The sequence below is a fragment of the Streptomyces sp. NPDC059743 genome, assembly GCF_042732975.1.
Lineage (GTDB): Bacteria > Actinomycetota > Actinomycetes > Streptomycetales > Streptomycetaceae > Streptomyces.
In genome coordinates this window covers 23,965-42,770 of record NZ_JBHWGS010000007.1, presented here as the reverse complement: position 1 = coordinate 42,770, position 18,806 = coordinate 23,965, and the positions used below count along the sequence as shown (strand labels likewise).

Below are 18,806 nucleotides of genomic sequence, written 5' to 3'. Positions count from 1 at the left end.
TCTCACCCACCCCGGCGGTCCGTCAGTCGACCGCGCACCCGCCCGTCACGGCCGGCAGCGGCGCGGGCACACCGACCGTGGGCAGTCCCAGCAGCACACCGGCCGGCTTGGCGGCCTCGGCCGCGTTCCGCCGGTCCCAGGCGTCGCCGGCGCGGGTACGGCGTACCTTCCGCGTCGGTCCCTCGGCGAGGAGATGGTGCGGAGCGGCATAGGTGAGCTCGACAGTCACCACATCGCCCGGGCGCACCGCCTCGTCCGGCGCGGTGAAGTGGACGAGCCGGTTGTCGGGAGCGCGTCCCGAGAGCCGGCGGGTCGCGCCGTCCTTGCGGCCCTCGCCCTCGGCGACCATGACCTCCAGCGTTCTGCCCACCTGCTTCTTGTTCTCCTCCCAGGAGATCTCCTCCTGGAGGGCGGACAGCCGCATATAGCGCTCCTGGACGACTTCCTTGGGGATCTGTCCGTCCATCTCGGCGGCCGGTGTGCCGGGACGCTTCGAGTACTGGAAGGTGAAGGCCTGCGCGAAGCGCGCCTCGCGCACCACCCGCATGGTCTGCTCGAAGTCCTCCTCGGTCTCGCCCGGGAAGCCCACGATGATGTCGGTGGAGATGGCGGCGTGCGGGATGGCGGCGCGCACCTTGTCGATGATGCCGAGGTAACGGTCCTGCCGGTACGAGCGGCGCATCGCCTTCAGGACGGTGTCCGAGCCGGACTGGAGCGGCATATGGAGCTGCGGCATCACATTGGGCGTCTCGGCCATCGCCGCGATGACATCGTCGGTGAAGTCGCGCGGATGCGGTGAGGTGAAGCGGACGCGCTCCAGGCCCTCGACGGCGCCGCAGGCCCGCAGAAGCTTGGAGAAGGCCTCGCGGTCGCCGATGTCGGAACCGTACGCGTTGACGTTCTGGCCCAGCAGCGTGATCTCGGAGACGCCCTCGGCGACCAGTGCCTCGATCTCGCTCAGGATGTCGCCGGGACGGCGGTCCTTCTCCTTGCCGCGCAGCGCCGGGACGATACAGAACGTGCAGGTGTTGTTGCAGCCCACGGAGATGGAGACCCACGCGGCATAGGCGGACTCGCGGCGGGTCGGCAGCGTGGAGGGAAACGCCTCCAGCGACTCGGCGATCTCGATCTGGGCCTCCTCCTGGACGCGCGCGCGTTCCAGGAGCACCGGCAGCTTTCCGATGTTGTGCGTACCGAAGACGACATCGACCCAGGGCGCGCGCTTCACGATGGTGTCGCGGTCCTTCTGTGCCAGACAGCCGCCGACGGCGATCTGCATACCGGGCCGCTTCGTCTTCATGGGAGCGAGCCGGCCGAGATTTCCGTACAGCTTGTTGTCGGCGTTCTCCCGTACGGCGCAGGTGTTGAAGACCACGACATCGGCGTCCCCGTCGGCCCCTTCGGGCGCCCGGACGTATCCGGCTCCCTCCAGCAGGCCCGACAATCGCTCGGAGTCGTGGACATTCATCTGACACCCGTAGGTGCGCACCTCGTACGTTCGGTTGTCGCCCACTGTCCGGCTCCGGTCGCTGCTGCTCATGCGACAAGGGTAGGCGGTGCCCGGGAGCCGTCCGTCCTGGATTCCTCCCGGCGGTCCGGCCGACTGTGACGAGGCTCCGGAGAGAGGCTTTGGGAGGGCCCCAGGGAGAGGCCGCGGGAAGCAGCCCTGGTCTTCGCGGGGAGTGAGCTGGCAGGATCGCGGCATGTTCGCGGTTCTGTCCCGTACCGGGCGTGGTAGCAGGCGTGGCCGGCTTCTCCAGGGCGCCGCCGCGGTGGTGGTGCTGCTCGGGCTGCTGGTGTGGTGGCTGCTGCCGATCGGGCCGTCGGCGCCGAGCGGATCCATCACCTTCAGTACGGGAGTGACCAGCGGCGTCTACCAGCGGTACGGATCGCTGCTCAAGGAGGACCTCGGGCGCGATCTGCCGGATGTCTCGATACAGCTCAAGAACAGCGAGGGCTCGCAGCAGAACCTCGCGCGGGTGGCGAGCGGGAAGGCCGACTTCACGGTGGCCACCGCCGATGCCGTCGCCAAGTACCAGGAGGACGGGAAGCCGGGTGCGGACCGGCTGCGCGGATGTGCCCGGCTGTACGACGACTATGTGCAGCTCGTCGTGGCCAAGAACTCGAAAATCCACTCCGTCGCCGATCTGCGCGGCAAGCAGGTGGGAGTGGGACAGGAGGGATCGGGTGTCCGGCTGATAGCGGACCGGCTCATGACAGCCGCCAAGCTCGATCCGAAGCATGACATCACTCCGGTCTCGGCCGGCATCGACACCATGCCGGACCTGCTCGAACACCGCAAGCTGGACGCCTTCTTCTGGTCGGGCGGGCTGCCCACCGGCGCCGTACAGCTCCTGTGGAAGCGCTATGACATACGGCTGGTGCCGCTGGCCCCGGCCCTTGTGGCCGATCTCCATGCCTCGGGCGAGGCCGCTTCCCGCTACTACCGCTCCGCGGTGATACCCGCCGACGCCTACGGTGACGCGCAGAAAGTGCCCGTATCGACGGTCGCGGTGGCGAATCTGCTGGTCACGACCGACCGGATGGACGCCGGTCTCACCGAGGGCTTCACCCGGACCGTGATCGACAGCAGGGACCGCATCGGCAAGCAGGTGCACTCCGCCCAGCTCGTGGATCTGCGGACGGCGATCTATACGGCGCCTCTGCGGCTGCACGAGGGCGCCGAGCGCTACTACCGTTCGGTCAAACCCTAGGTCAAATCAACTCAACTCAGCTCAGCCGAACGCCGGGGATTTACGACGCCGGGGACGATCTCGGGACGGTCAGTGTCACCCGTAGCCCGCGCGGCTCGCCGTGCGCGTAGCTGATCGAGCCGCCGCCCGCCGCCAGCAGCGCCCGCGAGATGGACAGGCCCAGCCCCGATCCCTTGATGTTCTGATGGCGGTTGCTGCGCCAGAACCGGTCGCCGATCCGGGCCATCTCGTCGTCCGTGAGCCCTGGGCCGCCGTCATTGATGGCGATCATGGATGTTTCACCGTTACGGGCGACCGTCACCGTGACCTCTTCACCCGCCGGAGTGAACTTCAGCGCATTGTCGATGACGGCGTCCAGCGCGCTGGAGAGTGCGATCGGATCGGTCCAGGCAGTGACCGCCGCCCGGTGCTCGGTCAGCCGGACGCCCTTCTCCTCGGCGAGCGCCCGCCAGGCCGCGACCCGTTCCGCCGCGAGTTCACCTATGTCGGTGAGCCTCAGATCGGCGGGAGCGTGCTCGGCCAGGGCCAGGTCCAGCAGATCGTCGAGTACCTGGGCGAGACGCTTGCCCTCCGTACGGACGGAGGCGATCTCCTCGTTCCCGTCGGGCAGTTCGAGAGCGAGCAGTTCGATACGGAGCAGCAGAGCGGCGAGCGGATTGCGCAACTGGTGCGAGGCGTCGGCCACAAAGGCGCGCTGCTGCTCCAGCACATCCTCGACGTTGTCGGCCATCTCGTTGAACGAGCTGGCCAGCCGCCGCAGTTCCGGAGGCCCTCCGGCCGCCGCCACCCGGGAGTTCATCCGGCCGGTGGCGATGTCATGGGTCACCGCGTCCAGTACCCGTACCGGCCTGAGCACCCAGCCCGTCAGCCGGATCGCGGCTCCCACGGCGAGCAGCATGGCCGCCACCTCGCCCGCGGCGATCACCAGCCAGCCCTTGAGAATGCGTGAACGCATCTGTCCGGTCGGCGAGTCGGTCACCACGACCGCGACGACATCGCCATCCCGTACCACCGGCGAGTCGACGATGAGCCGGCGGTTCTGCCAGGGCCAGACCTGCTCGGGATCGTCGCTGCGGCGGCCCAGCAGGGCCTCCTGGAAGGACTGGCGGCCCTCGCCCTCCGCGGGCACCGTCCAGTTCCGCGGGGCGCGCGCCATGGCCTCGTCGTCGCGGTAGAAGACGCCGACCTTGATCCCGTACACCTCGTGGTAGCGGGTGAGTTCCTCCTCCAGCAGAGCACGCCGCTCAGCGGTCCCAGGTCTGTCCTCGGCGACGAGCTGAGCGAGCGCCGCGACCCGCGCGGTGTCGTCGATCCGGTCGACGACCACGCGCTGCTGTTGCGCGCCGGCCACACTCACGGCGAGCGGAAAGCCGAGGGCGAGGAGCACGCCCGCCATGAGCACGATGAGCAGCGGCAGAAGTCGGGAACTCACGGGACGTTACGGTCCCTGACGCGGAGCCGGGACGACCAGCCGGTAGCCCACGCCCCGGACGGTCTCGATCAGCGCGGGCATCCCGAGCTTGCCGCGCAGGGACGCCACATGGACTTCGAGCGTACGGCCCGTCCCTTCCCAACTGGTCCGCCACACCTCGCTGATGATCTGCTCACGGCCGAAGACGACGCCGGGCCGCTGGGCCAGCAGAGCCAGCAGATCGAACTCCTTGCGGGTGAGCTGGACCGGCTCGCCGTCGACGCTGACCCGCCGCGTGGGCAGCTCCAGGGTGAGGCGCCCGAGCCGCTGGGCGGTCTCGGCGGCCGGTCCCGGCTCCTCCTCGTTCGCACGGCGCCGGCTCACGGCATGGATACGCGCGAGCAGTTCACCGGTGTCGTACGGTTTGACCACATAGTCGTCGGCACCGAGGTTGAGGCCATGGATCCGCGACCGTACATCGGCCCGCGCGGTCACCATGATCACCGGTGTCGAGGTGATTCTCCGTATCTTTCCGCAGACCTGGTAGCCGTCCTGGTCGGGCAGGCCGAGGTCGAGCAGCACGACCGCGAACGGCTCCTTGCCCGCGTTGGCGGCGGGCAGCAGAGCCTGGAGCGCCTCCTCGCCGCTCCTGGCGTGCACGACCTGGAAGCCGTGCTTGGCGAGAACGGCCGCCAAGGCCGCGGCGACATGATCGTCGTCCTCTACGAGCAGCAGTCTCACGGGCCCCCTTCGAGGTGGTGGTCGCACAACGTATCTGGGCATCCACTCCGATGGTGTCGTGCCAGTCAAGAGTCTTCCCGTTACGCCAAGGTTTCCGTTACCCACCCGGTACTCCCCGCAGTGCCGTCTTCACACGGTGTGTCCGGTTGCGGCCGGATCGTTATGCTCAATTCCAGCTCAGATCTGATGACGCTGGTCGCAGGGCGTGACTAAGGTCCTCCCAACCGAGGAGGACGGAGCAAGAAGCCGATGAGCGGAGTGTCAGTGACCAAGGGCACCGAGGACGCCGTGCCGGCGACGGGCGACCTGGTCGTACTGAGCAACGTGAACAAGCACTTCGGCGCGCTGCATGTGCTCCAGGACATCGATCTGACCATCGCCCGTGGCGAGGTCGTGGTCGTCATCGGGCCCTCCGGGTCCGGCAAGTCCACACTGTGCCGCACCATCAACCGTCTGGAGACCATCGACTCGGGCTCGATCTCGATCGACGGCAAGCCGCTGCCGGAGGAGGGCCGCGAACTCGCCCGGCTGCGCGCCGATGTCGGCATGGTCTTCCAGTCGTTCAACCTCTTCGCACACAAAACGGTGCTGGAGAACGTCACACTGGGCCAGATCAAGGTCCGCAAGGCGGACAAGAAGGACGCGGAGCAGAAGGCGCGTTCACTGCTCGACCGGGTGGGCGTCGGCTCACAGGCCGACAAGTACCCGGCGCAGCTCTCGGGCGGTCAGCAGCAGCGTGTCGCGATCGCGCGGGCGCTGGCGATGGGCCCGAAGGTCATGCTCTTCGACGAGCCCACCTCCGCGCTCGACCCCGAGATGATCAATGAAGTCCTCGAAGTCATGCAGCAACTCGCGCGTGACGGTATGACGATGGTCGTCGTCACCCATGAGATGGGCTTCGCGCGCTCCGCGGCGAACCGGGTCGTCTTCATGGCGGACGGCCGGATCGTCGAAGAGGCCACGCCCGACACGTTCTTCAGCAACCCGCGCAGCGACCGTGCCAAGGACTTCCTGTCGAAGATCCTGCATCACTGATCTCCATCACTGATCTCACTGATCCGGCTCTTCCGTACGGCTCCGGCTCTGTCGAGCCCTGTGGCTCCACCGAGTTCGGCTGAACCTGTTCGTCCACGTCTCACCCGAGGGAAGTTCACGCATGAAGCTTCACAAGGCAAGCGCGGCCGCCGCTGCGGCTCTCGTCCTCTCCCTGACCGCGACCGCGTGCGGCGGTGACAGCAGTGACGACAGCGGGAGCGGCGACAGCGGTGGCGGCAAGATCACCATCGGTATCAAGTTCGACCAGCCCGGACTCGGTCTGAAGAAGCCGGACGGCACCTACGCGGGCTTCGATGTCGACGTCGCCACCTATGTCGCCAAGGAACTGGGCTACGACGCCAAGGACATCGTCTGGAAAGAGTCGCCCAGCGCCGAGCGCGAGAACCTGATCGCCAACGGCGATGTGAAGTTCGTCGTCGCCAGCTACTCGATCAACGACGAGCGCAAGAAGAAGGTCGACTTCGCCGGCCCGTACTTCCTCGCCCACCAGGACCTGCTGGTCCGCACGGACGACAGCTCCATCACCAAGGCCGAGGACCTCAACTCCAAGAAGCTCTGTTCGGTCACGGGCTCCACCTCGGCGCAGAATGTCAAGGAAGAGCTCGCGCCCAAGGCCGACCTCCAGGAGTTCGGCGGCTACTCGGAGTGCCTGACCGGTCTGGAGAACAAGGCCGTTGACGCGCTGACCACCGACGACTCCATTCTCGCCGGTTACGCCTCGCAGCAGGAGCACCAGGGCAAGTTCAAGCTCGCGGGCCTCAAGCTCAGCGACGAGAACTACGGCATCGGCCTCAAGAAGGGCGACACCGAGCTCCTGACGAAGATCAACGACGCCCTCAAGAAGATGGAGTCGGACGGCTCCTGGCAGAAGGCCGTGACGGCCAACTTCGGTCCGTCCGGCTACAAGAACGAGCCCGCCCCCGCGATCAGCTAAGGGATCCGAGACAGGAGTGACGCGCCGCCGGCCCGTCCGGCGGCGCGTACCGACCAGCCAACCAGGGGAGAGCGCGGGGCATCGTGTTCGACTTTCTTGATTCCGGGCAGTACGACCTGCTCGGCGCCTTCTGGGTGACGGTGCAGCTCACCCTCTACTCCGCAGTTGGTTCTCTCATTTGGGGAACGCTGCTGGCCGGGATGCGTGTCAGTCCCGTACCGCTGATGCGTGCCTTCGGAACCGCGTATGTCAATCTGGTCCGCAACACGCCCCTGACCGTGGTCATCGTCGCCTGTTCGCTGGGACTCGGCCAGACTCTCCAGATCACCCTCGGCGGCGACGACTTCAAGACGATGGGCTTCCGGCTCGCCGTACTGGGACTGGTCGCCTACACCGGCACCTTCGTCTGTGAGTCCCTGCGCTCCGGTATCAACACCGTGCCCGTCGGCCAGGCGGAGGCGGCCCGCGCGCTGGGGCTGAGCTTCTTCCAGGTGCTGACGCTGATAGTCCTTCCGCAGGCCTTCCGTTCCGTGGTGGCGCCGCTGGCCAATGTGCTGATCGCGCTGACCAAGAACACCACGGTCGCCTCGGCGATCAGTGTCGCGGAGGCCTCGGCGCTGATGAAGACAATGATCGAGAACGAAAGCAGCGCGCTCTTCGCGGTCTTCGCGGTGTTCGCCTTCGGATTCATCGTTCTCACCCTTCCGACGGGTCTGATCCTGGGCTGGGTCAGCAAGCGAGTGGCGGTGAAGCGATGAGTGCCACGTCCGTTCTGTACGACACTCCTGGTACCCGCGCCAAGCGGCGCAACATCATCTACACGATCGTGTTCCTGGTGGTCTTCGCGCTCGCCGCGTGGTGGGTGCTGGCCGCCATGGCCGACAAGAACCAGCTCGCCTCGGAGAAGTGGAGTCCGTTCGTCACGGACTCCGAGGTGTGGACGACCTATCTGCTGCCGGGACTTGGCGAGACGCTCAGAGCCGCGGCGCTGTCCATCGTGATAGCCCTGCCGTTCGCCGCGCTGCTCGGTATCGGGCGGCTCTCCGACCATGTCTGGGTCCGGGTGCCGGCCGGTGTCGTGGTCGAGTTCTTCCGCTCGATCCCGGTCCTGCTGATGATGGTCTTCGCCAGTCAGCTCTATGTGCAGTTCACCGATGTCTCCTCGGATCTGCGCCCGTTGTACGCCGTCGTCACGGGCCTGGTGCTCTACAACGCCTCGGTAATGGCCGAGATCGTACGGGCGGGCATCCTCTCGCTGCCCAGCGGCCAGATCGACGCGGCGAAGGCCATAGGGATGCGCAAGGGCCAGGCCATGGCGTATGTGCTGCTGCCGCAGGCGGTGACGGTGATGCTGCCCGCCCTGGTCAGCCAGCTCGTGGTGATCGTCAAGGACACCGCGCTCGGCGGCGCGATCCTCGCTCTGCCCGAACTCCTCTCGCAGAACCGCACGATCACCGCGAACTACGGTGCCAACACCATCGCCGCGTTCACCGTGATCGCGCTGATCTACATCGCGCTGAACTTCCTGCTCACCACCTTCGCCGGATGGCTGGAGCAGCGGCTGCGCCGGGGCAGGAAGAGCACGGGCGCCGTGCTCGGTCCCGATGATGTACAACAGGCCAGTGTTCCGGGGCGCGCTCTGGACGGCAGCGGCACCTGAGGCGGACGGGACAGGGGGTGTACGCGCCGCTCAGGCCGTCGCTTGACGCAAGCACCCCCAGTAGGTTGCATACGTTCTGTGATCACGTACCGGGCTCCTACCGCCCTTGACCGCAAGACCGCACGGGCCGGAGGGGTCGCGCCGTGGACCCGGTGATCGTCGCCGGCGCGGGCCCCGTCGGACTCGCGCTCTCCCTGGCCCTCGCCGCGCAGGGAGTCCCGGCCGTCGTCCTCGACGAGGGATCGGGTACGGACGAACAGCGTCCTGCCCGTACGGCCATACTGCGGCCCGACACCACCGCCCTGCTGGCCCGGCTCGGCTGCACCACGCTCGACGAGCAGGGCACCCACTGGACCGGCTGGCGGCTGATGCGGCGCAAGCAGCTCATGCGGGAGCTGCCGCTCGGCGGTGAGGACGGCGCGCCGGCGCCGCTGCACATTCCGCAGCACGCGCTCGCGCGCGGGCTGCGGGACGCCATCGCGGGCCAGGAGCTCGTACGGCTGGTCACCGGCAGCCGGCTCGACTCGCTGGAGCAGGACGACCGCGGAGTCACCGTGCACACGCGCGGGCCCGGCGCGACCTGGTGGCGCGGCAGCCATGTCGTGGGCTGCGACGGCGCCCGGTCCACGGTCCGCAAGCTGCTCAACATCCGCTTTCCGGGACGTACGGCGGTGGAGCGGCACGCCGTCGCGGCGCTCCGCGTCGATCTTCCCTGGCCCGGTGAGGCGCTGCTGCACCGCCAGCCGCCCTGGCCCAGCGGCGGCGAGGAGGTCTCCGCGAGGCCTCTCGCGGACGATGTCTGGCGGCTCGACTGGCTGCTGCCCGCGCGCGGCGAGTTGGTCACGCCCGACGCGCTGGTGACGCGTTTACGGGACACCCTGGCCGGCTGGTGCGGCGCGACACCGCCGTACGACCTGCTCGACACGGGCGTCTACACGCTGCACCACCGGCTGGCCAGGCGCTGGCGGGTGGGACGGGCCTTCCTCGCCGGGGACGCGGCCCATCTGCTGGGTGCGGTGGGCACCCAAGGGCTCGACGAAGGGCTGCGTGACGTCGCCAATCTCGCCTGGAAGCTGGCCGAGGACTGGCACCGCGGGGCCACGGAGGCCCTGCTGGACAGCTATCAGGCCGAGCGGCGCACCGCCGTCGCCTCCCGGCTGCGCGCGGCCGACCAGTCGCTGCCGATACTGCGGGGCGGCGGCGGGCTGCGTACATATATGCCGGGCGCGCGTGGACATGACACGCTGCTCGCCGACGGGCATCTGGGGCACGGGCCATTGGGAGCACCGCCGTCCTATCCGCACTCCCCTCTCGCGCCTCCATACGCCGAGGCGCACACCACCGTGGGCACGCCTCCGGGCGGTCCGGTCGCGGATGTGCTGGTCACGGCGCCGGACGGGACGACCGTACGGCTCGGGGACCGGCTCGGACGGGGACAGCTCCTGGTGGTGCTGGTCGCGCCCGGTACGGGCGTGTGGGACCGGCGGCACTGGCTGACGGCGGGTGTGATGCCCAGGCTCGCGGCGGCGGTGGACGCCCTGCCGGTACGGGCGGAGCTGCTGGTCACCGAGGCGTATCCGGGCGCGTCCGCGCACACCGTGCTGCTGGTACGGCCGGACGGGCATCTCGTCACGGCCTTCGGCGGAGTACGTCCGGCCGAGCTGTACGCGGCGGCCGACGCGGCGCGCGGAGGCGCTCCGTCCGCTCGTTCCGCCGCCCGTTCGGAGCCTTCCGAGCCGGCATCCGCTGACCGCACTGCGAACATCAATTGACCGACGCGGGCGCACATGGTGTACTCCGGAACGTGACTGACACCGATGTGCGCCTGTGGCGGAGGGTCCATATGGACCTGGTCCGCTATGCGGGCTGCGTGTGTCGCCCGTCCTGTTGATTCGCCCTTTCTCTTCACGCGCTCGCCGCGTCCGCGCGGCAGCACACTCTCGCGAACATCTCAGGACGGTCACCATGTCTCTCCCCGTACGTACCTCCGCGCCCGACACCACCGCCTCCACCACGACCGCGACCGCCGGGGCTTCCACCGCGACCTCGCCTTCCACCGCCGTCTCACCGGCCTCCGGCCCGACGCCGGCCGAGCTGCTCGACTTCGTCCGTAGGACGGCCACCGACACCGAGCTGATCTCCTCGCTCCCGCTCGATCCCGAGGGCCGTACCTGGATCCGGCTCGACGGTCCCGCGGGCAGCGAGGCCTGGCTGATCGGCTGGCCGCCCGGCACGGGCACCGGCTGGCACGACCACGGCGGCTCGCACGGCGCGTTCGCCACAGCGGCCGGCGCGCTCAAGGAGGACTCACTGGCGGCGCGGCTGCCCACCGAAGGGTGGAAGACGCTGGAGCTCGCCGAGGGTGTCGACCGTGAGCGGAAGCTGACGGCGGGCGAGGGCCGGGCGTTCGGCAGGCACCATGTGCACGAGGTGCGCAACGAGTCCGGCGCCGAGCACGCCATCTCCGTCCACGCGTACTTTCCGCCGCTGCCGTTGATGCGCCGTTACAGCCGTACGGGCGCCGTGCTCCGTCTTGAGCACGTGGAGCGCCCGGAGGAGTGGCAGTGAGCGTGAGCGAGCGGACGGGAAGCGGAAGCGTGGAGACGGAGCCGGTGGCGACCGAGGTGACCGGGACTGGGCCGGTGGGGATAGACAAGCTGCTGGAACGGGTCCGTGAGGATCTGGACCGGATAGAGCCGCGCGAGGCCTTCGAGGCCGCGGCGGAGGGCGCGCTGCTGGTGGACATCCGGTACGCGGCGCTGCGGGAGCGTGACGGGCTGATACCGGGAGCGCTGGTCGTGGAGCGCAATGAGCTGGAGTGGCGGCTCGATCCACTGGGCAGCCACCGCGCCGCCGAGGCCACCAGCCATGATCTGCGCGTGGTCGTGATCTGCAACGAGGGATACGCGTCGAGCCTGGCCGCTGCGTCCCTGAAGACGCTGGGACTGCACCGCGCGACCGACCTCGTCGGAGGCTTCCAGGCCTGGAAGGCCGAAGGACTGCCGGTCACTCGGTGAGTACGTGACCGCTGCCGGTCCGCCGCCATGCGGGTGGCATTCGCGCGGACATTCCCGGCGGCCGGCCGGCGGCCGGAACCGGTCCTCCGCAGCGGCCCGAGCAGCGAGACCGCGCCCGCGAAACCCACGACGGCTCTCAGGACGAGGGCCTCGCGAGGGAGTGAGCGCGGCGGACTCCCGGGCGTGACCGTATCCAAGCCGATCGCTGCTACCGGTCAACGGCTGGGCGGGAAAGGTGAGTTCGGGCATGCCTGCCGGTTCAGGGAAGGTCCGTAGCCTCAGCAGAGGCTCTCGTCCAGTCCCTCGGTGTCCTCGCCCTCCTCCTCCAGCGCTTGTCTGACCACCCGCAACGCCATGCCCTCCGCATATCCCTTGCGGGCCAGCATCCCCGCGAGTCGGCGCAGCCGCCGGTCGCGCTCCAGACCGCGGGTGGCCCGGAGCTTGCGGGCGACCAGCTCGCGGGCCGTCGCCTCCTCCTGATCCGCGTCCAGTTGCCCGACCGCCTCCTCGATCAGGGCGGCGTCCACTCCCTTCGTACGCAGCTCGCGTGCGAGGGCCCGTCTGGCGAGTCCTCTGCCGTGGTGCCGTGACTCCACCCAGGCGTCCGCGAACGCCGCGTCATCGATCAGTCCCACGTCCTCGAAGCGGGAGAGCACCTCCTCGGCGGCGTCCTCGGGGATGTCCCGCTTCTCCAGCGCGTCGGCCAGTTGCTTACGGGTGCGCGGAGTCCCGGTGAGCAGGCGCAGACAGATCGCCCGCGCCCGCTCCACCGGATCCTGGGGCGACAGCTCCTGCTCGGCCCTCGACGAGTCGAAGCTGTCGCCCGGTCCTTCCGCTCGCCACCTCTTCTCACCAGGCACGGTACGGATCAGCTCTTGGCCGCTGCCGCCTTGGCCGACTTGGCCTTGGAGGCGGTGGCAGTGGCGGGCGCCGACTTCACCGGGTCCTCGGCCGGGGTCGAAGCCGGAGCCGGAGCAGCACCGGCCGCGTCCGCGGCGGGCTCGGCCTTCTTCTCCGGCCTGACACCGATCCCGAGCTTCTCCAGGATCTTCTTCTCGATCTCATTGGCGAGATCGGGATTGTCCTTGAGGAAGTTACGGGCGTTCTCCTTGCCCTGGCCGAGCTGATCGCCCTCGTACGTGTACCAGGCACCGGCCTTCCGCACGAAGCCGTGCTCCACGCCCATGTCGATCAGACCGCCCTCGCGGCTGATGCCATGGCCGTAGAGGATGTCGAACTCGGCCTGCTTGAAGGGCGGCGCGACCTTGTTCTTGACGACCTTGACCCGGGTGCGGTTACCGACGGCGTCGGTGCCGTCCTTCAGCGTCTCGATCCGACGGATGTCAAGACGCACCGAGGCATAGAACTTGAGCGCCCGGCCACCGGTCGTGGTCTCCGGCGAGCCGAACATCACACCGATCTTCTCGCGGAGCTGGTTGATGAAGATCGCGGTGGTCTTCGACTGGTTGAGCGCGCTGGTGATCTTCCGGAGCGCCTGGCTCATCAGGCGCGCCTGGAGACCCACATGCGAGTCGCCCATCTCGCCCTCGATCTCCGCGCGCGGCACCAGGGCGGCGACGGAGTCGATGACGATGAGGTCGAGTGCTCCGGAGCGGACCAGCATGTCCACGATTTCGAGCGCCTGCTCGCCGTTGTCCGGCTGGGACAGGAGGAGATTGTCGATGTCGACGCCGAGCTTCTTCGCGTACTCGGGATCGAGGGCGTGCTCGGCGTCCACGAAGGCCACCGCGCCGCCCGCCCGCTGTGCGTTGGCCACGGCGTGCAGGGTCAGGGTCGTCTTGCCGGAGGACTCGGGACCGTACACCTCCACCACGCGTCCGCGCGGCAGGCCGCCGACGCCCAGGGCGACGTCCAGCGCGGTCGATCCGGTGGGGATGACCTCGATCGGCTCGTTCGGCCGATCGCCGAGGCGCATCACCGCGCCCTTGCCGAATTGCCGTTCAATCTGTGCGAGCGCGGCGTCGAGCGCCTTCTCGCGGTCGGTTCCTGCCATGGGTTCCACCCGATTTGCTTGTGTCGATCGCTTCACGTCGATGACGCTATCCCCTGCCACTGACAACGCGTCCCGACGTCCTCCCGGCCTGTGGACAACTCCGCTGAAACTCCATCGGTGTCCGCGCGCGATCCGCGCGGCCGACCGGACCCCTATAAGAATGGATGTTCGATTTTAGTGTCAAGCGTTTCCCATGGCATGCCGAAGACGGGCCATGCGCAGGGCTCTGCGCGAGCCCATACGCGAGGGCCGTGCCGGCTACGGCTGCCGGTCGTCCTGCCGTGGCCCATCGGCCCGTGGCCCATCGGCCTCCGCCTGGGCCGCCCCGACGGACTCCGGGCCGTCGTCGGTGCGCAGCACGCGCCGTAGCTGCCGCAGGACCGACCGTCCGGGGCGCGGCCTGCCGCCCCGCACTCGCGCGTCGTCCATCACGTCGTACCGCTTCACATACGCGCCGAGGAACGCCTGCAACGTGGCGACCGCCGGGATCGCGATCAGCGCGCCGACCGCACCCAGCAGCGCCGTACCGGCGACGACCGAGCCGAAGGCCACCGCGGGATGGATGTCGACGGTCCTGGCCGTGAGCTTCGGCTGGAGCATGTAGTTCTCGAACTGCTGGTAGATCACCACGAATCCGAGCACCCAGAGCGCGTACCAGGGATCGGTGGTGAAGGCGATCAGCATCGGCAGCGCGCCCGCCAGATACGTACCGATGGTCGGGATGAACTGGGAGACCAGCCCCACCCAGATCGCGAGCGCCGGCGCGTACGGCACGCCCAGGATCTCCAGCACGATGTAGTGCGCGACTCCGGAGATCAGCGCCATCAGTCCACGGGAGTAGAGATAACCGCCGGTCTTGTCGACCGCGATCTCCCAGGCGCGCAGCACCTCCGCCTGCTTGGCGGGCGGGAGTACGGAGCAGAGCGCGCGCCGCAGCCGGGGCCCGTCGGCCGCGAAGTAGAACGAGAACAGGAAGATCGTGAGCAGCCGGAACAGCCCGCCCAGCAAGGTGGTGGAGATGTCGAGGACGCCGGTCGCGCTGTTCTCCACGTACTTCTGGAGCCAGTCGGAGTGCAGCAGGCTGTCCTGGACGGCGACCCGGGACAGCTCCGTGCGGAAGGTCCCGTTGAGCCAGTTGATCACCGAGTCGAGGTACTGCGGAAAGGATTCGACCATGTCGATGATCTGGCTCGCCAGGATCGAGCCGAGCATCACCACAAAGCCGACGCACGCGACCAGCACCGCGAAGAAGACCAGGAATGTGGCGAGTCCACGCCGCATTCCGCGCGCCGCCATCCGGCTCACCGCGGGCTCGACCGCCAGCGCGAGGAAGAAGGCGATCAGCACATTGATCAGCAGTCCGATGAGCTGATGGAACGCCCAGCTTCCGAGCTGGAAGCAGGCGACGAGCGCCAGCGCGAGGATCATGGCGCGTGGCAGCCAGCGCGGCATGGGGACCTGACCGCCGGTCCTGGCGCCCGCCTCCGCGCTGTTCCCTCCGCCGCTGCTCCCGCCTCCCGTACTCCCGCTTCCCGATCCGGCATCGGCACCAGCACCTGCCTCGGTCTCGGCGGCCGAGGCAGGCCGGGGCGCTGGCGCGTCCACGGGAGCGCTCGGTGAGGGAATCGGCGGAGCGCCGGGCGGTCGCCCGCCCGCCGCGTCCAGTGCGGTTTCGTCGGTCTCGTCAGTCGGTGCCACCGGGCCAGTGTCGCCCACCGCCGAGGCATCCGTTCCCTGGTCGCGGCCCTCTCCGGCCACCGGCGTGCCCGTCACCGCTTCTCCGGCGGAACGCCCATGGCGGCGCAGACCGCCCGCCAGACATCCTTCGCCTCCCAGCCCGCGTCGAGCGCCTCATGCACCGTACGGCCGCCCAATTCGGCCATCACATGGTCACGGGCGAAGGAGTCGGCGTAGGCGGCGCCGAAGTGGTCCGCCATCCGCTCCCAGAAAATCGTCAACCGCATGGCACCAGTATCGCGTCCCTGAGAGTGCCGCGGGGCCGGTCTCCGTTGCCTCCGGCACTTTCCGCCCTACGGTCGGAGCATGGCTGGCACAGCGGCAACGACCGCGTCACCTCTCGCCCGCGCGGAGCGCTTCATCTGGCTGACGGCCCGGGTGCTCGAACAGCGGCGGTTCGCCTACCACTTCCTGGACGGCGGGCCGGACCGGACCGGCCGGGACCGCGGCGAGGACGCCGTCGAAACGGCCCTCACGGCGTATCGCGGCGAGGACGGCGGCTATGGCCACGGGCTCGAACCGGATCTGCGCGGTCCGGTCAGCCAGCCGCTCCATACGGCGCACGCGCTGCGCGTCCTCGACTCCATCGGCCGCTGCGACGGACTGCGCGTCGAACGGATCTGCCGCTATCTCACGGCGGTGTCGACGCCCGAGGGCGCGCTGCCCGCGCTCCATCCCTCCCTGCGCGCCTATCCGTTCGCGCCCTTCCTGCCGGTCGTCGACGATCCGCCGGGCGATCTACTGGCGACCGGCCCGGTGGTGGGGCTGCTGCACCGGAACGAGGTGTGGCACGCCTGGCTCTTCCGCGCCACCGACTTCTGCTGGGCGGCCGTCGAGGCGCTGGAGGACTCACCTCCGTACGACTCGCATCCGTACGAGATCGAGGCCGCGGTCGCCTTTCTGGACGGTGTCCCCGACCGGGCGCGGGCCGAGGCGGCGGCGGACCGGCTCGGCCGGCTGGTACGGGCGCGGCGGCTGGCTGTGCTCGATCCGGAGCGCCGGGCGGAGTACCCCGTACCACCGGGGTACGCGCCGGGCGAACAGCACTTTCCGCATGACTACGCGCGCGTGCCGGAGTCGCTGGCCCGCCACTGGTTCACGGACGACGAGATGGCGCGGTCACTCGACTTTCTCGCGGCGCAGCAGCGGGAGGACGGCGGCTGGCCGACCGCGCGGCGCCAGTGGGCGCCGGGGACCGCGCTGGAGTGGCGGCCGATCGTGACCATCGAGGCGCTGCGGACCCTGCGCGCCCACGGCCGCCCGCTCGACGGGCGCTAGCCACCAGGCCTCTGGTGGGTCACCGATCCCGGCCGTCCCGTCAGCCTCCGATCGCCCGTACTCCCGCCGTGACGGCCACCGCCGCAGCGACAACCACCAGGAACGGGGCGCGCAGGACCAGCGCGAGCGCCGCCGCCGCGAGCCCCGCGCCTCGGGCGTCCAGGACGAGCGCGCCGTTCGCGCTGAAGGTCTGTTGCGCGGTCAGCGCGGCGAGCAGGCCGACGGGCAGCAGCGCCGCGAGCCGCTGGACGAGTGGACGTTCCAGCACGCCGACAGGGACCAGCAGCCCGAGCAGCTTGACGAGATAGCAGCCGACGGCGGTCACGCCGATCGCGATCCAGATGTTCAACGGTCCGCTCCCTTCCGGCGGGCCGTACCGGTCCCACGGGCGGCGAGCCGCCGTCCTTCGAGCCAGAGGACAGTGGGCGCGGCCAGGGCCGCGACGAGCACCGGAACTCCTGCGGGCAGCACCGGTAGAAAACCCAGCCCCAGGACGACCGCGAGGCCCGCGACCATCCGCTCGGTGGCGGTACGGAGCATGGGCGCGAGCAGCGCGAGAAAGACGGCGGGCCCGGCCGCGTCCAGCCCCCACGCGGCGGTGTCGCCCAGGGCTTCCGCGCCCAGGGCACCGGCCAGGGTGGTGAGGTTCCACAGCACGTAGAGCGAGAGCCCTGTCACCGTGAAGCCGATCCTCGCGCCGCGCCGCGTCGGCTGGGCAAGGGCGACGGCCGTGGTCTCGTCGATCACCCATTGGGCGGCCAGCGGGCGTACGGGCCCCGGCAGCCGTAGCAACTGGGACAGCCGGAGCCCGTAGAAGGCGTTGCGCACGCCCAGGAAGAACGCGCCCGCCGCCGCGGTGAGCGGATTGCCGCCCGCCGCGAGCGCGCCCACCAGGGCGAACTGCGAGGCGCCGGTGAAGACCAGCAGGCTCAGCGCGCAGGTCTGCAGGACAGAGAGGCCCGCGCCCGCCGAGGTCACACCGAAGGCGAAACCGGACAGTCCCACGGCGACACCGACGCCCAGGGCATCACGTACGACGGCCGAGTCGGGCTTGGGCTCGGGCTTGGGGTCCGGCTCGGAGGCAGACGCGGGCGGCGCGGCCAGGGATTCGGGTATGGATGCGGATGTTGTCTGATCTGACACATCCTGAACGCTACGGGGCCTAGCCCTGACCGGTCTTGTACGTTCTTGCGCTCCGGGCGGAGCGCGTTCTTGACGGACTTCTTGTCCGCGAAGATCGGCGCGGCGGGAGGCACCGCGAGCCCTCGTCGGCGGCATCAGGGTCGCGGGGCTGCGTGGCAAGACCGTGCAGCGGGTGTGCTGAGCCCGGATCCGGCCCGGCCGGCTTGCCCGGCCGCGCCCGCGCGCTCTTTGCGGTACGCGCCGGGCGGCACGCCGACGATCCGGGTGAAGTGCCGGTGGAGATGCGGCTGGTCGGTGAAGCCGACGGTCACGGCCGCCTCCGCCGGTGCCGTACCGGCGTCCAGCAACCGGCAGGCACGCCGTACCCGCGCGTCCGTGAGCCAGGTGTGCGGAGGCAGGCCATAGGTGTCCTTGAAGGCCCGCAGCAGTGCGAAAGGGCTGGTGCCGAGATCGGCCGCGAGCCGCTCCAGGGACGGCGGATCGGCCATCCGCTCCTCCAGCACGGTACGCGCGCGTGCCGCGATTTTCGCTCCGGCCCCGCGTATCGGGCGCTGTGGCAGGGCACCGCCGTTCAGCCGCAGCAGCCTGGTCACCGCGATCCTCAGCAGAGTGTCGGCGGCCAGTGCGTTCCCTTCGTCGGCCGCGCGCAGCACCTGGTGAACGAGGCGCACGGCGTACGGGTCGTCCACCACGGGGGCCATGAATCCGGGAGTGCCGCGGATCTCGGTGGTCTCCGCGGCGATCGAGGCGACGACGTCGACCGCCGGATAGACGGCTCCGTACCGCCAGCCCTCCGGGCCCTGGGCGCGGCCGGTGTGCGGCGTCTCCGGGTTGACCAGCGCGAGCGCGCCGGGGCCCGCGTACCGGTTGGCACCACCGTGGTGGAAGACCTCGACACCGTCCGTGATCGCGGCGATGACAAAGGTCTCGTGGGTGTGCCGGGCGAAGGTCTTGTCGATGTAGCTGGCCCGCAGGAGATCGACACCGGGCAGATCGGGATAGTGCCAGTGCCGTGCCTGCTCCCGTATCGCCATGCACCCATTCTGCCGCCCGTCCACGGGCGGTTTCCCCAGGTCCGGGCGATTGTCAGTGGGTGGGTGC

The 18,806-nt window shown here is 69.4% G+C and carries 19 protein-coding genes and 1 pseudogene; 10 read left to right on the top strand and 10 right to left on the bottom strand.

The features are described 5' to 3' along the window. Nucleotides 1-22: 22 nt before the first annotated feature. Nucleotides 23-1,540, bottom strand: coding sequence for a tRNA (N6-isopentenyl adenosine(37)-C2)-methylthiotransferase MiaB (gene miaB, locus ACFV6H_RS14785; protein ID WP_385541676.1), 1,518 nt, complete (start codon nt 1,538-1,540; stop codon nt 23-25). A 163-nt stretch (nt 1,541-1,703) separates the two neighbouring features. Between miaB and ACFV6H_RS14780 the strand changes: the two genes are divergently transcribed. Then, a complete protein-coding gene (locus ACFV6H_RS14780) occupies nt 1,704-2,714 on the top strand; it encodes a TAXI family TRAP transporter solute-binding subunit (protein ID WP_385541674.1) in 1,011 nt (336 codons plus the stop codon). 40 nt (nt 2,715-2,754) lie between these two features. Here the strand turns inward: ACFV6H_RS14780 and ACFV6H_RS14775 are convergent, their stop codons facing one another. Both ACFV6H_RS14775 and ACFV6H_RS14770 read right to left on the bottom strand, forming a co-directional pair. Beyond that, the gene (locus ACFV6H_RS14775) at nt 2,755-4,146 is read right to left on the bottom strand and encodes a sensor histidine kinase (protein ID WP_385541672.1); all 1,392 of its coding nucleotides are present in this window, start codon (nt 4,144-4,146) and stop codon (nt 2,755-2,757) included. 6 nt (nt 4,147-4,152) lie between these two features. Next, nucleotides 4,153-4,866 carry a response regulator transcription factor gene (locus ACFV6H_RS14770; protein WP_093591932.1) on the bottom strand — a complete coding sequence of 238 codons (714 nt, stop codon included), beginning with the start codon at nt 4,864-4,866 and terminating at the stop codon, nt 4,153-4,155. Between the two features lie 249 nt (nt 4,867-5,115). On the opposite strand from ACFV6H_RS14770, the gene ACFV6H_RS14765 reads away from it, so the two are divergent. The 8 genes from ACFV6H_RS14765 (at nt 5,116) to ACFV6H_RS14730 (ending at nt 11,533) form a co-directional block, all read left to right on the top strand. Further along, the gene (locus tag ACFV6H_RS14765; RefSeq protein ID WP_385541669.1) at nt 5,116-5,901 is read left to right on the top strand and encodes an amino acid ABC transporter ATP-binding protein; all 786 of its coding nucleotides are present in this window, start codon (nt 5,116-5,118) and stop codon (nt 5,899-5,901) included. 121 nt (nt 5,902-6,022) lie between these two features. Then, nucleotides 6,023-6,856, top strand: coding sequence for a glutamate ABC transporter substrate-binding protein (locus tag ACFV6H_RS14760; protein ID WP_385541667.1), 834 nt, complete (start codon nt 6,023-6,025; stop codon nt 6,854-6,856). 83 nt (nt 6,857-6,939) lie between these two features. Next, nucleotides 6,940-7,614 carry an amino acid ABC transporter permease gene (locus tag ACFV6H_RS14755; RefSeq protein ID WP_384985266.1) on the top strand — a complete coding sequence of 225 codons (675 nt, stop codon included), beginning with the start codon at nt 6,940-6,942 and terminating at the stop codon, nt 7,612-7,614. Beyond that, on the top strand, nt 7,611-8,516 hold the full coding sequence (locus ACFV6H_RS14750; RefSeq protein WP_384985263.1) for an amino acid ABC transporter permease: 906 nt from the start codon (nt 7,611-7,613) through the stop codon (nt 8,514-8,516). The genes ACFV6H_RS14755 and ACFV6H_RS14750 overlap by 4 nt, the downstream gene beginning before the upstream one ends. A 143-nt stretch (nt 8,517-8,659) precedes the next feature. Beyond that, nucleotides 8,660-10,288, top strand: coding sequence for an FAD-dependent monooxygenase (locus ACFV6H_RS14745; RefSeq protein ID WP_385541664.1), 1,629 nt, complete (start codon nt 8,660-8,662; stop codon nt 10,286-10,288). Nucleotides 10,289-10,359: 71 nt separating this feature from the next. Then, on the top strand, nt 10,360-10,407 hold the full coding sequence (locus ACFV6H_RS14740) for a hypothetical protein (RefSeq protein ID WP_309506048.1): 48 nt from the start codon (nt 10,360-10,362) through the stop codon (nt 10,405-10,407). Between the two features lie 74 nt (nt 10,408-10,481). Beyond that, nucleotides 10,482-11,084, top strand: coding sequence for a cysteine dioxygenase (locus ACFV6H_RS14735; protein WP_384985257.1), 603 nt, complete (start codon nt 10,482-10,484; stop codon nt 11,082-11,084). 29 nt (nt 11,085-11,113) lie between these two features. Then, entirely contained in the window at nt 11,114-11,533 is a 420-nt protein-coding gene (locus ACFV6H_RS14730) for a rhodanese-like domain-containing protein (protein ID WP_385542095.1), read from the top strand. Between the two features lie 278 nt (nt 11,534-11,811). Here the strand turns inward: ACFV6H_RS14730 and recX are convergent. From recX to ACFV6H_RS14710, 4 genes and pseudogenes are all read right to left on the bottom strand, one after another. Continuing rightward, a pseudogene (recX, locus tag ACFV6H_RS14725) lies at nt 11,812-12,456 on the bottom strand (recombination regulator RecX); the annotation flags it as partial. Beyond that, entirely contained in the window at nt 12,402-13,547 is a 1,146-nt protein-coding gene (gene recA / locus ACFV6H_RS14720; RefSeq protein WP_385541661.1) for a recombinase RecA, read from the bottom strand. The pseudogene recX and the gene recA, both read right to left, overlap by 55 nt. A 258-nt stretch (nt 13,548-13,805) precedes the next feature. After that, nucleotides 13,806-14,999 (bottom strand): AI-2E family transporter, encoded by a 1,194-nt coding sequence (locus ACFV6H_RS14715; protein WP_385542093.1) that lies wholly within the window; start codon nt 14,997-14,999, stop codon nt 13,806-13,808. A 317-nt stretch (nt 15,000-15,316) separates the two neighbouring features. After that, nucleotides 15,317-15,511, bottom strand: a complete 195-nt coding sequence (locus ACFV6H_RS14710; RefSeq protein WP_384790274.1) for a DUF3046 domain-containing protein — start codon at nt 15,509-15,511, stop codon at nt 15,317-15,319. A 79-nt stretch (nt 15,512-15,590) separates the two neighbouring features. Between ACFV6H_RS14710 and ACFV6H_RS14705 the strand changes: the two genes are divergently transcribed. After that, complete coding sequence (locus ACFV6H_RS14705; RefSeq protein WP_384985248.1) at nt 15,591-16,562, top strand: hypothetical protein; 972 nt, start codon at nt 15,591-15,593, stop codon at nt 16,560-16,562. 40 nt (nt 16,563-16,602) lie between these two features. Here ACFV6H_RS14705 and ACFV6H_RS14700 read toward each other — a convergent pair whose 3' ends face one another. The 3 genes from ACFV6H_RS14700 to ACFV6H_RS14690 form a co-directional block, all read right to left on the bottom strand. Further along, nucleotides 16,603-16,911, bottom strand: a complete 309-nt coding sequence (locus ACFV6H_RS14700; protein WP_384790269.1) for an AzlD domain-containing protein — start codon at nt 16,909-16,911, stop codon at nt 16,603-16,605. Beyond that, a complete protein-coding gene (locus tag ACFV6H_RS14695; protein ID WP_385542091.1) occupies nt 16,908-17,666 on the bottom strand; it encodes an AzlC family ABC transporter permease in 759 nt (252 codons plus the stop codon). The genes ACFV6H_RS14700 and ACFV6H_RS14695 overlap by 4 nt, the downstream gene beginning before the upstream one ends. A gap of 173 nt (nt 17,667-17,839) precedes the next feature. After that, nucleotides 17,840-18,739 carry an AraC family transcriptional regulator gene (locus ACFV6H_RS14690; RefSeq protein ID WP_385541659.1) on the bottom strand — a complete coding sequence of 300 codons (900 nt, stop codon included), beginning with the start codon at nt 18,737-18,739 and terminating at the stop codon, nt 17,840-17,842. Between the last annotated feature and the right edge of the window lie 67 nt (nt 18,740-18,806).

Bases quoted from the DNA above. Each gene is read 5' to 3' on its own strand.
- miaB (WP_385541676.1), bottom strand. From the start codon at position 1,540: ATGAGCAGCAGCGACCGGAGCCGGACAGTGGGCGACAACCGAACGTAC.
- ACFV6H_RS14780 (WP_385541674.1), top strand. From the start codon at position 1,704: ATGTTCGCGGTTCTGTCCCGTACCGGGCGTGGTAGCAGGCGTGGCCGG.
- ACFV6H_RS14765 (WP_385541669.1), top strand. From the start codon at position 5,116: ATGAGCGGAGTGTCAGTGACCAAGGGCACCGAGGACGCCGTGCCGGCG.
- ACFV6H_RS14760 (WP_385541667.1), top strand. From the start codon at position 6,023: ATGAAGCTTCACAAGGCAAGCGCGGCCGCCGCTGCGGCTCTCGTCCTC.
- ACFV6H_RS14750 (WP_384985263.1), top strand. From the start codon at position 7,611: ATGAGTGCCACGTCCGTTCTGTACGACACTCCTGGTACCCGCGCCAAG.
- ACFV6H_RS14735 (WP_384985257.1), top strand. From the start codon at position 10,482: ATGTCTCTCCCCGTACGTACCTCCGCGCCCGACACCACCGCCTCCACC.
- recA (WP_385541661.1), bottom strand. From the start codon at position 13,547: ATGGCAGGAACCGACCGCGAGAAGGCGCTCGACGCCGCGCTCGCACAG.
- ACFV6H_RS14715 (WP_385542093.1), bottom strand. From the start codon at position 14,999: ATGCCGCGCTGGCTGCCACGCGCCATGATCCTCGCGCTGGCGCTCGTC.
- ACFV6H_RS14710 (WP_384790274.1), bottom strand. From the start codon at position 15,511: ATGCGGTTGACGATTTTCTGGGAGCGGATGGCGGACCACTTCGGCGCC.
- ACFV6H_RS14705 (WP_384985248.1), top strand. From the start codon at position 15,591: ATGGCTGGCACAGCGGCAACGACCGCGTCACCTCTCGCCCGCGCGGAG.
- ACFV6H_RS14690 (WP_385541659.1), bottom strand. From the start codon at position 18,739: ATGGCGATACGGGAGCAGGCACGGCACTGGCACTATCCCGATCTGCCC.